This is a genomic window from Flavihumibacter sp. (assembly GCF_036676075.1).
GTDB lineage: Bacteria > Bacteroidota > Bacteroidia > Chitinophagales > Chitinophagaceae > Flavihumibacter.
In genome coordinates this window covers 1,168,672-1,181,802 of sequence record NZ_JAKFDQ010000007.1, presented here as the reverse complement: position 1 = coordinate 1,181,802, position 13,131 = coordinate 1,168,672, and the positions used below count along the sequence as shown (strand labels likewise).

Annotated in this window: 13 protein-coding genes; 8 read left to right on the top strand and 5 right to left on the bottom strand. The window is 44.8% G+C overall.

What is annotated here, in order from left to right:
• The first annotated feature begins 34 nt into the window (after positions 1-34).
• From V6M43_RS07920 to V6M43_RS07900, 5 genes are all read left to right on the top strand, one after another.
• A complete protein-coding gene (locus tag V6M43_RS07920) occupies positions 35-598 on the top strand; it encodes a DUF2911 domain-containing protein (protein ID WP_332734020.1) in 564 nt (187 codons plus the stop codon).
• Complete coding sequence (gene asnB / locus V6M43_RS07915) at positions 561-2,480, top strand: asparagine synthase (glutamine-hydrolyzing) (RefSeq protein WP_332734018.1); 1,920 nt, start codon at positions 561-563, stop codon at positions 2,478-2,480. Before V6M43_RS07920 ends, asnB begins: the two co-directional genes overlap by 38 nt.
• 72 nt (positions 2,481-2,552) lie before the next feature.
• Positions 2,553-3,692, top strand: coding sequence for a cystathionine gamma-synthase (locus tag V6M43_RS07910; RefSeq protein ID WP_332734016.1), 1,140 nt, complete (start codon positions 2,553-2,555; stop codon positions 3,690-3,692).
• A complete protein-coding gene (locus V6M43_RS07905; RefSeq protein WP_332734014.1) occupies positions 3,673-4,509 on the top strand; it encodes a TIGR02757 family protein in 837 nt (278 codons plus the stop codon). The genes V6M43_RS07910 and V6M43_RS07905 overlap by 20 nt, the downstream gene beginning before the upstream one ends.
• 9 nt (positions 4,510-4,518) lie before the next feature.
• A complete protein-coding gene (locus V6M43_RS07900; protein ID WP_332734012.1) occupies positions 4,519-4,950 on the top strand; it encodes a hypothetical protein in 432 nt (143 codons plus the stop codon).
• Positions 4,951-4,954: 4 nt separating this feature from the next.
• Here V6M43_RS07900 and V6M43_RS07895 read toward each other — a convergent pair whose 3' ends face one another.
• A complete protein-coding gene (locus V6M43_RS07895; protein ID WP_332734010.1) occupies positions 4,955-5,734 on the bottom strand; it encodes an enoyl-CoA hydratase/isomerase family protein in 780 nt (259 codons plus the stop codon).
• Between the two features lie 25 nt (positions 5,735-5,759).
• Complete coding sequence (gene paaZ, locus V6M43_RS07890) at positions 5,760-7,805, bottom strand: phenylacetic acid degradation bifunctional protein PaaZ (RefSeq protein ID WP_332734008.1); 2,046 nt, start codon at positions 7,803-7,805, stop codon at positions 5,760-5,762.
• 101 nt (positions 7,806-7,906) lie between these two features.
• Here paaZ and V6M43_RS07885 point away from each other — a divergent pair, with 101 nt between their 5' ends.
• Positions 7,907-8,371 (top strand): hypothetical protein, encoded by a 465-nt coding sequence (locus V6M43_RS07885; RefSeq protein ID WP_332734006.1) that lies wholly within the window; start codon positions 7,907-7,909, stop codon positions 8,369-8,371.
• A gap of 20 nt (positions 8,372-8,391) precedes the next feature.
• On the opposite strand, the gene V6M43_RS07880 is transcribed toward V6M43_RS07885, so the two are convergent.
• Positions 8,392-8,856, bottom strand: coding sequence for a DinB family protein (locus V6M43_RS07880; RefSeq protein ID WP_332734005.1), 465 nt, complete (start codon positions 8,854-8,856; stop codon positions 8,392-8,394).
• 5 nt (positions 8,857-8,861) lie between these two features.
• Positions 8,862-9,443, bottom strand: a complete 582-nt coding sequence (locus tag V6M43_RS07875) for an adenylate kinase (RefSeq protein ID WP_332734003.1) — start codon at positions 9,441-9,443, stop codon at positions 8,862-8,864.
• Positions 9,444-9,577: 134 nt separating this feature from the next.
• Here V6M43_RS07875 and msrB point away from each other — a divergent pair, with 134 nt between their 5' ends.
• Both msrB and V6M43_RS07865 read left to right on the top strand, forming a co-directional pair.
• Positions 9,578-10,141 carry a peptide-methionine (R)-S-oxide reductase MsrB gene (gene msrB, locus V6M43_RS07870; protein ID WP_332734001.1) on the top strand — a complete coding sequence of 188 codons (564 nt, stop codon included), beginning with the start codon at positions 9,578-9,580 and terminating at the stop codon, positions 10,139-10,141.
• A gap of 104 nt (positions 10,142-10,245) precedes the next feature.
• Complete coding sequence (locus V6M43_RS07865; RefSeq protein ID WP_332733999.1) at positions 10,246-12,177, top strand: S9 family peptidase; 1,932 nt, start codon at positions 10,246-10,248, stop codon at positions 12,175-12,177.
• 261 nt (positions 12,178-12,438) lie between these two features.
• On the opposite strand, the gene V6M43_RS07860 is transcribed toward V6M43_RS07865, so the two are convergent.
• Complete coding sequence (locus tag V6M43_RS07860; protein WP_332733997.1) at positions 12,439-13,026, bottom strand: YceI family protein; 588 nt, start codon at positions 13,024-13,026, stop codon at positions 12,439-12,441.
• Between the last annotated feature and the right edge of the window lie 105 nt (positions 13,027-13,131).

Here is a 13,131-nt window from a genome sequence, read left to right as displayed (position 1 = left end):
TGCTTTATTTTTGACACTCAATCAAGTTGTGAACATGAAAAGAATGATGCTGGTTTTAAGCCTTACTCTTATATCTATGACTATATTGGCACAGTCGCGCTTTCCTGCTGTTGATAAATCTCCCATGGATATGAGCTACTATCCGGCCAATTATCCCATCCTCAAAATACAGGACAAAGCCTCGGAACCCCTGCTGGCAAGAGTGGTGTATAGCAGGCCGCAGAAAAATGGAAGGCAGGTTTTTGGTGAGCTTGTTGAAAATGGTTCAATATGGAGGTTGGGGGCAAATGAAGCCACCGAACTTGAGCTCTTCCGCGATGCCAAAATAGGCACACACCGCGTAAAGAAGGGCCGGTATACCCTTTACGCTATCCCCACGCAAAACCGGTGGACGCTAATCATCAATAAGGAAAATGATGTTTGGGGCGCTTTTAAATATGACCCTAAAAAAGATGTTGCAAGAGTAGATCTTCCCGTAGTTCGTAATGGTGATGTGCTGGAGTCTTTCAGCATGTATTTCGAAAAAGCCAGTAATAATATTAACCTGGTTATCGGCTGGGATGATGAATCGGTACGAATGCCGATCAGCTTTTTCTGATATTTACAATATGTGTGGAATTGCTGGTATTATAACAATGGCAGGTTCTCCCGGCTACGAGGCTGATCATTACCGTGATATCAGGAAAATGACCCTGTCATTGGAACACCGTGGACCCGATGGCGAGTCTTACTGGACCGATACCGCCCACCAGATCTGGCTTGGGCATCGGCGACTTGCAATTATCGACCGCACCGAAGCAGCCGCTCAGCCAATGCACTACGGCGGCCGCTATTCAATTGTTTATAATGGGGAACTGTATAATTACCTTGAACTGAAGAAGGAACTGCAGGGGGCGGGACAAACATTTAACACTGCCTCAGATACAGAAGTCATACTTGCGGCCTTTGATCATTATGGCGAAGATTGCGTTCGGTATTTCGATGGTATGTTCGCTTTTGCCATCTGGGATGCGGTTGACCAATATCTCTTTATGGCGCGTGACCGTTTTGGGGAAAAGCCATTGTTCTTCCACCAGGCTGCCGATGGCAGGTTCCTTTTTGCTTCAGAAATGAAAGCGCTTTGGGCAATAGGAGTACCCAAAATACCCCGCGATGACCTTAGCATTCTATTCCTTGCAACCGGAATGAACAGTTTCCCATTAGATAATTCCGGCAGTTTCTATCAAGAAATCCACCAGGTGCCCCCCGCACATTCTTTATCGATAAAACTTGTCTCAGGTCATATATCTGAACCTGTTGCTACCCGCTATTGGGATATTGATACTACTTATAAGGCAACACTATCTGAAGCAGAAGCAATAGATAAAATAAAAGAACTTCTCCGGCAATCAGTACAGATGCGACTTCGGTCAGACGTTCCCGTTGGAACCTCTTTAAGCGGAGGCATCGATAGTAGTTCTATTGCCACAATGGTGGCCGGTGAAAAAGGTCAGCACTTCAAATCGTTCTCAGCAGTTTTCCCCGGATTTGAAAAAGATGAAAAGAGCCTGATTGATCTTGCCAGCAATTATCTGCAAATCGAAAACTACCAGGTATCTCCCAACGCCGGCTCACTTTCAGGCCATTTTGACAAACTCCTGTATCACCAGGAACAACCGGTCTCTTCTGCTAGCGTATTAGTACAGTATCAGGTTTTTGCCCTGGCAAAACAACATGGTATTAAGGTATTACTGGATGGGCAGGGTGCCGATGAACTTTTGGGAGGATATGAAAATTATATCCACTGGTTTCTACAAGAGCAGTTCAGAAGTGGCAACTGGAATAAAATGCGAAGAGAGCATTTGTTATTCCGTAATCATGGATCAAAGCATGGATGGGGACTGGGTAATTATATCGCCGCTTTATTTCCGCAAGGCGCGCAGCACCAATTGTTGGCTGCACAAAAACGAGAGATTCTAGGTATCAGCAACCTGAATCCGGCTTATGCAGACGCACATTTTTCTTCAGAGGAATTGTATAAACCGCTGGCAACAACGCTGGAGGATATTCTATATTTTGACATTACAATGGGTCGGCTTCCTGAATTACTTCGATATGCTGATAGAAATAGCATGGCAAATGGTTGCGAAGTAAGATTGCCCTTTCTTCAGCCGGGTCTTGTTGAATTGGTTTTTTCATTGCCATCTCATTATAAAATGCGGAACGGATTTACAAAATGGTTACTTCGTACAGCCATGAGCGATAGACTGCCGCCCCAAGTGTGCTGGCAAACAAAAAAGATCGGTTTTGAACCACCCCAGCGTCAATGGATGCAGGATCCTCAGATGCAGGAAAGAGTTCATGAGTCAAGGAAAAAGCTGGTAGCCCGGGGTATAATGCAAAAAAAATTACTTACTCAGCCGCTAAATCCCATGGCCGCCAATACAAGGAATGACCCCGACTGGAGGGGCCTGGTGTTAGCCACTCTGTATGATTCATGAAGAGCAGAATGATGGTTCTGCGTTTTGTTCTAACTTTCCTGCCCATTGACCTACATTAACAACAAGGATATTATGAAGATTGCTACAAAGTTCATTCATGCGGGTATGGAACCCGACCCTTCCACCGGGGCTATCATGACACCAATTTACCAGACCTCAACCTATGTTCAGGAAGCCCCCGGCATCAATAAGGGGTTTGAATATGCCCGTTCCCAGAACCCAACCCGTAAGGCATTGGAAGAGGCATATGCACAAATTGAAAATGGCCGGTTCGGACTCGCCTTCAGTAGTGGAGTTGCTGCTACTGACGCGGTATTAAAACTTTTGGTTCCGGGTGATGAAGTGATCGCAGGAAATGATATGTATGGTGGAACCTACCGCTTGTTCACAAAGATCTTTGAACCATTCGGCATCCGTTTCAGGTATATTGATATGAGTAACCTGCAAGAGGTGAAAAACAGCATCACCTCAAGCACAAAACTGGTTTGGGTTGAAACTCCTACTAACCCCTTGATGAATATTGCTGATATAGCAGCCATTGCCGAGATTTCAAAGGCGGCAAAAGCTCTTCTCTGCGTTGACAATACTTTCGCATCTCCATACCTCCAGAACCCACTTGACCTCGGTGCCGATATTGTTATGCATTCAGCAACAAAATACCTTGGCGGACATAGCGATGTGATACAGGGAGCCCTGATGATGAATGACACTGCTTTGCGCGAAAGGCTATATTTTATCCAGAAAAGTTGTGGAGCGGTTCCAGGACCGATGGATTGTTTCCTGGTGCTGCGAGGCATCAAAACCCTTCACCTTCGTATGCAACGCCATTGTGAAAATGGTGAAAAAATTGCTACATGGTTACGCCAACACCCAAAGGTGGGAAAGGTTTTCTGGTGTGGATTTGAAGATCATCCCGGCTATGCAATAGCCAGCAGGCAAATGCGTGGCTTCGGTGGCATGATGAGCTTTGAATTAAAAGACGACAGCATGGAAGCAGCAAAGAAGGTTCTTTCAGGAACCCATCTTTTCTCTCTCGCAGAAAGCCTTGGTGGCGTTGAATCGTTAATTAATCACCCCGCATCAATGACACACGCCTCCATACCCAGGGAAGAACGTATTAAGAATGGCCTCTCTGATTCACTTATAAGACTCAGCGTAGGCGTTGAAGATGCAGATGACCTCATCGAAGACCTTGAAAAAGCAATCGGATAACAACCCGAACAATCCAGGAAACCCGTCTGACGCCTGTCAGGACAGGCGTCAGACGGGTTTCCTGGATTTCCTTAACCGGAAGGTGGAAGAATACAACCAGCCAGCTTTTATCAAGGATGACCCCATTTCTGTGCCCCACATGTTCAGCAGCAAGGCTGATATTGAAATCGCAGGACTGTTTGCAGCCGTATTTGCCTGGGGAAACAGAACCACAATCATCAATAAATCAAAAGAGCTGATGCGGCTTATGGACAATTCGCCACATGAATTTGTGCTGCATCATAAGGATTCAGACCTGAAAACACTCCTTTCCTTTAAACACCGCACGTTCAATGCTACCGATCTTCTTTATTTTATTGATTTCCTGCATAATCATTTCAAGAACCATGATTCGCTGGAACCTGCATTCCTGAAAGGGTTTTCTCCAACAGACAAAGACACAACCGGCGCGCTGAATGGATTCTATACATATTTTTTCGGGGGAACCGACGTACCCCAGCGAACCCGGAAACATATTGCAGCACCATTCAGGCACTCTTCCTGTAAACGCATTAGTATGTACCTGCGCTGGATGGTACGAAACGATAAAAAGGGTGTGGATTTTGGATTGTGGACGGGTATATCGCCAGCTCAACTTGTTTGCCCGATTGACCTTCATGTTGCACGGGTAGCATATAGGTTCGGGATTCTTCATCGGCAACAGATCGACTGGCAGGCTGCATTGGAACTAACCAGCTGCCTACGCAACTACGATCCTGAGGATCCTGTGAAATATGATTTCGCTCTTTTTGCACTAGGCGTAGTAGAGAAGTTCTAACTTTAAGATATGATTGACGATCAGGATATGTTGGCCAAATTGGAACAGTTTTCAGACGAGAATCCCAATCGTAGGGAGTCTGATGGCTCAGAAGCTTTCCCAGCTGATGCTGACACACTGGCTGAAATATTACAGGAACTTGAGCTTACCACCAATCACGAGGCGATCAGCATGGATAAAATTACATCATGGTCCGATTTAAGGAATAGCCTGGCGTTGTGGGTATCAGGAATGATCAACCGAAGTTTCGAGGAACTTATTTTTACCTTATACCGGATAGATATAAACGAAAACAAACTAAAATATCTGCTCAGCGAAAAAGTAGGGGAAGATGCTGATTATATTATAGCAGATCTCATTATAGAGCGACAGTTGCAGAAATTGCAAACACGTAAACAGTTCCGGCAACCGCCACCCGAAAATGAAGAAGATGGCTGGTAGCCACTCAAGCTTTTACCTTTGTTTTGAATTTTTCAATGGCCGCTCTTGAAAATTCTCCCAGTATGAGTCTGCCACTGATAGCTGCACGCTCGGTGAGCAATTGATCCCAGTGATCAGTGCCCTTCCAGAATATTTTTTTCAATTCCTGCATTGCATCGGGTGAGGATGCAGCCAGTGTAGATGCCAGGCGCGCAATGGATTCATCCATGCTTTCCAAATTGGGATGGAGTTCGGCATAAAGTCCTTTTCGCCTTGCCCAGTCTGCATTTCGCCACATGGTGGCATCAATCGCAAGCTGGGAAAAAGCAGAAGTACCAATTTTTCTCTCTACAGCGGGACCAACAACAAATGGCCCTATTCCCACTGCAAGTTCACTAAGTTTTATTTCAGCACCTTCGGCAGCAATGGCATAGTCAACCGCTGCAGCTAATCCAACTCCACCTCCCACACATTTTCCATGAATCCTTCCAATTACCAGCTTGGGACATTTGCGTAGCGTATTTATCACCTGGGCAAAGCCGCTGAAAAATGCGAATCCCTGCTCCGGTGTACTAATAGCATTAAGTTCATCAAAGGAAGCGCCTGAACAGAAAACAGTATCGCCCCCCGACCGCAAAACAATTACGCGTGTACTATCGTCATTACCCGCCGCGTGTATCTCCAGGGCTAGTTCCTGTAATAATTTCCCCGGCATTGAGTTGCTCTGGGGATGATAAAACTCAATTGTTGTAATGTCTTTTCTTGTATCGCTTTTAACGTAACCGCCCTTTATTTCATGGATCATATAGCAATATTTAGGGGTGCTAAAGTTAATTTTTTTTCTGCACCATTGTTAGTATGGTAGCAATGGCAACCTGTTCACCGGTTTGGTCCATAACCTCTACCAACCATTTAACGATGCCTTTGGGTATATCAGTATCCAGTTTTTGCTCCTGTTCAATTTTTTCTTTACAGGTGAATCGCACCATGATTGTAGCACCCGCATAAACAGGCTTCACAAAGCGCAGCTCATCCAGGCCATAATTCAATAATACCGGCCCCTTCGCACTACTGTCAACAAACAATCCTGCAGCTGCACTAAGAATAAAATAACCATGTGCCACAGGCTTTTCAAAAAGCGTTCCCTCAAGTGATGTATGATCTGTATGGGCATAAAAATGATCCCAGCTCAGGTTGGCAAAATTTGCGATATCCGCTTCAGTGATGGTTCGTCTCCCGGTTAGCAATTGCTCTCCAACATTCAGGTCCTCAAAATACTTACGGAATGGATGCACATCGTCATGATGCCCGCCCGCGCCAGCCTGGTATTGATTGGTGATGGCTGTTATCATGTCGGGCGAGCCCTGTATTGCCACCCGCTGCATATAATGCTTCACGCCCCTTATACCACCCATTTCTTCTCCTCCTCCCGCACGCCCCGGACCTCCATGAACCAGCAGCGGTAGCGGCGAACCATGTCCGGTAGATTCCTTAGCGCAATTTCTATCAAGTACCAATATCCGGCCATGCCAGGCTCCGGCACCCATAACATATTTACGGGCAACAGCAGTATCGGCGGTCACAATCGAACTTACCAGCGAACCTTTACCCATTCGGGAAAGTTCAATGGCTTCATCATCATTTTTATAGGGCATGATAGTGCTTACCGGACCAAATGCTTCCACATCATGTGAGGCAGTGTTTACAAATGGTTTGTCGTTTAAGATGAGCAGGGGACTTATGAACGCGCCTTTGGTTGCATCCGCATCTACCACCTCCACACTGTCAAGTGATCCGTAAACAAGCTGTGAACCCGCAAGTAATTTTGTTACCTGTTCAATTACTTCCTGCTTCTGTGTTTGTCCAGCCAAACTACCCATCCGAACGTTTTTGTTCAATGGGTTTCCAATTGTGGTTTGTTGTAATGCCGTGGCAATGCCTTTCCAAACATCTTCCATTTTATTTTCCGGCACAAATATGCGACGGATGGCGGTGCATTTTTGTCCCGCCTTTACTGTCATCTCTTTACGCACCTCCTTGATGAATATATCCCACTCTGGTGATCCTGGCAATACATCATTACCCAGGATAATACAATTAAGTGAGTCTGCTTCCATATTGAATGGCACACTCTCTCTCAATATCGCGGGATGTGATCTCAGCATTAATCCCGTTGTTGCAGATCCTGTAAACGTTACCACATCCTGGCTTTGAACATGATCCAGTATATCGCCAGCACTACCACAGATAAGCTGCAAAGCCCCATCAGGCAGTATGCCGGAATTGATTATCTCCCTAACAACAGCTTCAGTAAGATAAGAGGTAACAGTTGCCGGTTTAACAATGGCAGGCATACCCGCCAGCCAGTTGACTGCAACTTTTTCAAGCATCCCCCATACCGGGAAATTGAATGCGTTGATATGTATTGCAACACCCTCTTTTGGAACAAGTATATGTGTTCCCATAAAACTATTCTCTTTGCTGAGATTATGTGATTCACCATCCACCGCAAAGCTTTCATTAGGGAATCGCCTTCTTAAGGAAGCATAAGAAAACAGGTTTCCTATTCCCCCCTCAATATCTATCCAGCTATCGGCCTTGGTAGCGCCGGAGCGATAACTGATATCATAAAATTCCGGTAAGTGCTGCTGCAGGTGCAGGGCAACTGCCCTTAACATTCTTCCTCTTTCGTGGAAGCTCATCTTCCGTAAAGCGGGATTACCAACCTTGCGGGCATATTCAGTCATGGATTTAAAATCCAGACCCTTTGAACTGGCAGCTGCAAAGGCCTCGCCAGTAACCGCATTGTACAGCAACTGACCATCACCATCGCCGGTGATCCAATTGCCACCAACATAATTCCCCAGTTTATTCATAAAGCAAGCATTTAATGGTGCAAATTAGCTGAAAAAGAATTTAGCCGTTGGTGGGTGAACACAAAACATCCCCCATATTTGCATTAACAAATAACCGGTATATGAAGCAACTGACCATTCTTTTAGCCTGTTGCTGCCTCCTGGCAGCGTGTAATGATGGTGCAAACGAATCAGAGGAAAGAAAAGATGGTTTTTCAGAAACAGCAAAAACGCCTGAAGACAGCTTGTATAAATTGGTTATGGAAGGCCATGATATCGGCATGGCAAAAATGGGAAAGTTGAGAGGCCTTCAGCAACAGGCGCAACGCAGCCTTGATAGCCTTAATAAATTGTCATCTTCCGAAAATAAGGCACAATGGCAACAAACGCTTATGGATATCCAGGAAGATCTCAACTATGCAGAATACAGTATGAATACCTGGATGGAAGAATTCAACTCTGACTCTGCAAAAGATAATCCGGAACTCCGGTTAGAGTACCTCAAGACCGAACAGGATAAAGTTGAGAAAGTAAAAAATAATATTCTCTCGAGCATTCAACGCGCCGACTCCATCTTCAAAAAATAGGTGAACTATTCAATGAGACTTTAGGCATCAATCCCAAATTGCCTGAGATGATGCAGGGCATGCTTATGCAGCAGTTGTTGCTGGCCATTAAAATCAAGAGGCCCAAAAAACGGGTTGATAATTTCTTTTGCCGGATCCTCTTTATATGATTCAATAAATGCTTTGAATGCACGTCTTAACTCGCTTACAGCCGTTTCCATATCTGCCAGCCGGGGAGCAGGTGGAATATCTTTTATCAATGGATTCTTAGTGTTTTCCTGGAATGGCATATCACTGAACAGAAATGCCTTCATCTTAGGAAGCTTATCTTCCGGGGTCAGTTGGGGTACAGGGATCTTTCCCGCCGCCACCAGCACAGCATCAATAAAATGCTCCACCATCTGATGTGCGTTCATGAGTCCCCATTTGCCAGGTGCATCAGGAGGCAAGGTCAGCAACAGCCGGGGGAATTCCTCAAGAAGGAATTCCAGTTTTGAATTATGCATAGGCCTTAGGCTACTTTGCGTTTTTCTATCTCCTCGCACAATGCATCGAAGATCTCATCAACCGTACCCTCTCCCTTCACACCAACAACCTTATCAAATTCACGGTAATGATCTGCCACCGAAGATGTCTTTTTATGGTACTCGGCAATGCGGGCCCTGATCACCGATTCATTAACATCATCGGTCCTTCCACTCGTTAGTCCGCGGTTCAAAAGTCTTTTAATTAGCTCCTCTTCTGTTACTTCCAGTGCCAGTACTACATTGATGCCCTCCCCCTTTTCTGAGAGCAGGGTATCCAATGCCACACTTTGGGCCTTGGTACGCGGGAAGCCATCAAAAAGAAACCCTTTAGCCTCCGGATTATTATCCAATGCCGACCTGATCATTCCTATCACCACTTCATCGGGTACCAGTTCACCGCGATCCATTAAAGTTTTAGCCTCCATTCCAAGCCTTGTTTGATTGGCTATTTCACTACGCAGGATATCACCCGTTGAAAGGTGCTTCAATCCATAACGGGCTATCAGTCTTTCTGACTGTGTGCCCTTTCCACTTCCGGGAGGGCCAAATAGAATTAAGTTGAACATGCTTGCTTTGTCCTGATGAGGTTCAAATTTAAGGCTTGTGTGTTAAAAATACCCCATAAAATGATTTCAATCGATTGACAAAGCAATCCGATGCAACTTTGCCTGCGTAGGTTTGTTATTAAAATATGTCAATTATGATGCGATATTGTGCCCTCTTATTATGCCTTGTTGTATTCCAGCAATGCAGCTTCTCGCAGTCATCACCTAATAAAGAAAAAAAGACTATGGATAGCACCCGCAATAATCCTGTGTATGACAGGAACGCCACAGAAAAATTGAATCTGAGCGAAGAGGAGTGGAAAAAAATCTTGCCCCAGGAAGTATACCAGATCGCCCGCCAGAAAGGCACTGAAAGGCCCTGGACCAGCAAATTCGAAGACTTCAAAGAAGTTGGAACTTATTATTGTGCTGCTTGCGGCAATGCCCTGTTCAAGAGCGATACCAAATTTGACAGCGGTTGCGGATGGCCGAGTTTTTACCAGCCCATCTCCAAAACCAGTATCATCTATACTCCCGACAACTCACATGGAATGCAACGTACAGAGGTAACATGCGGGCGCTGCAAAAGCCATCTTGGCCATGTGTTTGAAGACGGCCCTCCTCCAACAGGACTACGCTATTGTATAAATGGAGTTATTCTCGACTTTGAAAAAGCGAAAGATGCCGAGAAGACTTATAAAGGGAACAAAGGCGAGTAAAAACCAACGGCTCCTATTATGACAACCGGCCTATTTAAATGATGGGTAAACTTAATATGATTAAGATTGTGGCGTAACTTAAGGGTCTTAAAACACCTTAGCTTATGCGGAATTATATTTTACTTCCGGCACTGGTTGCCGCACAGTTCTTCTGCTTTTCCCTTGCTGCCCAACAAAAGGCCTCCCGGTCTGCCAAAGTGAAGCAGTATACAATTGAACAGTTTTACAAAACAGTCAATTATAACAGCGCCTCTTTCCATGATGATGAAAAACAAATTGTTCTCAGTGAAAACAGCACTGGAATTTTCAACGTTTACAAAATGGACCTGGCCGCTAAAGCACTTAGTCCGGTGACCAAATCTGAAAAAGAATCTTATTTCTCACTCGGATTTGTTCCGGGTACCAATGATCTCCTTTATACTGCCGACCAGGGCGGGAATGAAAACAATCATATTTATCTGCTTAAGGCCGATGGAACCACAAAAGACCTTACCCCCGGCGATAAAGTTAAAGCCGGCTTCGACGGTTGGAATAAAAGTCGAGATGCTTTTTACTTCAGCACCAACCAACGCGATCCTAAAACCTTTGATCTTTATAAAATGCAAAAGGGTAGTTGGGAACCCACTCTTATCTACAAGAATGACTCGGCACTTAACACAGGTGATATCAGTAAGGATGAAAAATGGCTTACTCTAGTAAAAGCAATTACCACCGACCAGTCCGAACTATACCTGGCAGAACTCGCATCGGGTAAACTCACAAAAATTTCTGCCGATACCGGCATTGCAAATTATTCTCCAACAGGATTTGATCCTGATAACAGTGCATTTTACTATACTACCAATGATGGAAATGAATTCACTTACCTGGTAAAATATGACCTCGCAACAGGAAATCGTTCTAAACTACTGGCTACCAATTGGGATATCGAGGGAATGAATATCAGCCGTAATGGAAAATACCGGGCTGTTTACCTTAATGAAGATGGCCGGATGAATTGCCGTTTGTTTGACCATGCTTCAGGTAAGGAAATAAAACTTCCTAACGTACCCGATGGAAGTGTCCGCTACGTCAGCTTTTCACCATCGGAAGAAAGAATGCTGCTGGGAGTAGCCGGTGACCGCAATCCGCTTAATATATGGTTCTATGAACCGGCATCAAATAAGCTTGAGCGACTCACCCGCTCCCTTAACCCTGAAATTGATCCTGCCGACCTGGTAGATGCCGAAGTTGTAAGGTTCAAGTCATTTGACGGACTTGATATACCTGCCATTTTTTACAAACCTCATGGCGCTTCTGCCACTAATAAAGTGCCGGCATTGGTTTGGGTTCATGGTGGGCCAGGCGGACAAAGCATGGCGGGCTATTCGCAATCAATCCAGTATTTCGTAAACCATGGTTATGCGATCCTTGCAGTCAACAACCGCGGCAGTAGTGGATATGGTAAATCATTTTTCGCGATGGATAATCAGAATCATGGTGACAAAGACCTAAAAGATGTAGTATGGGGTAAGAAATGGCTTGCCCAACAATCCTATATCGATCCATCCAAGATTGGAATCTATGGTGGTAGCTATGGTGGCTTCATGACCCTGGCCGGATTGATCCAGTACCCACAGGAGTTTGCTGTTGGAGTGAATCTTTATGGTGTTACCAACTGGCTTAGAACCCTGCGCAGTATACCACCTTACTGGGAAAGTTTCCGGAAAGCACTGTACCAGGAAATGGGTGATCCATCAACAGCAGACAGTGTTCGTCTTCGTAATATTTCACCGCTTTTCAATACCGAAAAGATCAAAACACCCTTGCTGGTATTACAGGGATCCAATGACCCCAGGGTATTACAGGTTGAAAGTGATGAGATCGTTGCTGGTGCAAGAAAGAATGGTCAACCCGTGGAATATGTGCTCTTCCCTGATGAGGGACACGGCTTTATGAAGAAGGCAAACCAGATGAAGGCAGCGGAGGTTACGCTTGATTTCCTCGAAAAACACCTCAATAAAAAAGGAAAGACAGGTGATAAAAAAGCGTTTTAATACCGTTTATCGACAAATTAATCCGGTTGAGCGAATGCGTTCTTTTGCTTAAAAAAGAGTTTGCATCTTTGTTTCAGCAAGCAGGCAACCAGCCGCCTGCAAGCTGAAAAGAGGAAGCCCCTAAACCCTAAATAAAGAGATTTTTCGTACGGTTGTTAATATTTGATTTGGACATTATCTGGAAAATTTTACGGTTAGCGTGAAAGAGAAAGCCCCTCCTGGACGAGGGGCTTTTCTTATTTCTTATATCAGACACTTAGTTTACTTCACTTCATCAAGCTCCACCTTTACACTTACCTCCACATCCTTCCCAACAACCAGACCACCGGTTTCTGTAGCACGATCCCATTTCAGACCATAATCAAAACGATTGATGGTAGTAGTTGCCTTGAAACCAGCCTTGGTACCACGCGCGCCGGCAAGTTGTCCTCCATAGGTCACATCAAAAGTTACCGGCTTGGTAACATCGCGGATGGTAAGATTTCCGTTCAGTTTGTATTTGTTGCCACTCACAAGTTGCATAGAAGTGCTTTCAAACTTAATGGTGGGAAATTTTTCTGCATTGAAAAAATCATCACTCTTCAAATGACCATCGCGACGCTCATTATCCGTATTGATGGAATTCACATCAATTGTAAAATTAACCTTGGCATCAGTGAAATCAGGCTTGGTATGCTCAACAGTACCATCCCACATTTTAAAAGTTCCTTCCGCTTCGGCTACAACCATATGGCTAACCGAAAATCGAACTACAGAATGACCTTTGTCGAGTTTCCACTTGGTTTGCGCCATTGAGCTGCTCACAAAAAATAAGCCGGCCATTGCCAGCAGTAAATTCATTTTCTTCATGTAAACGGGTTTTATTATTGTTTCAACACTAAGATATGCCATTCATAAAAATTACAGTGGTAAAAACCCAATATCAAGTAAATTTCCCCTTACAAAACTTTGCAC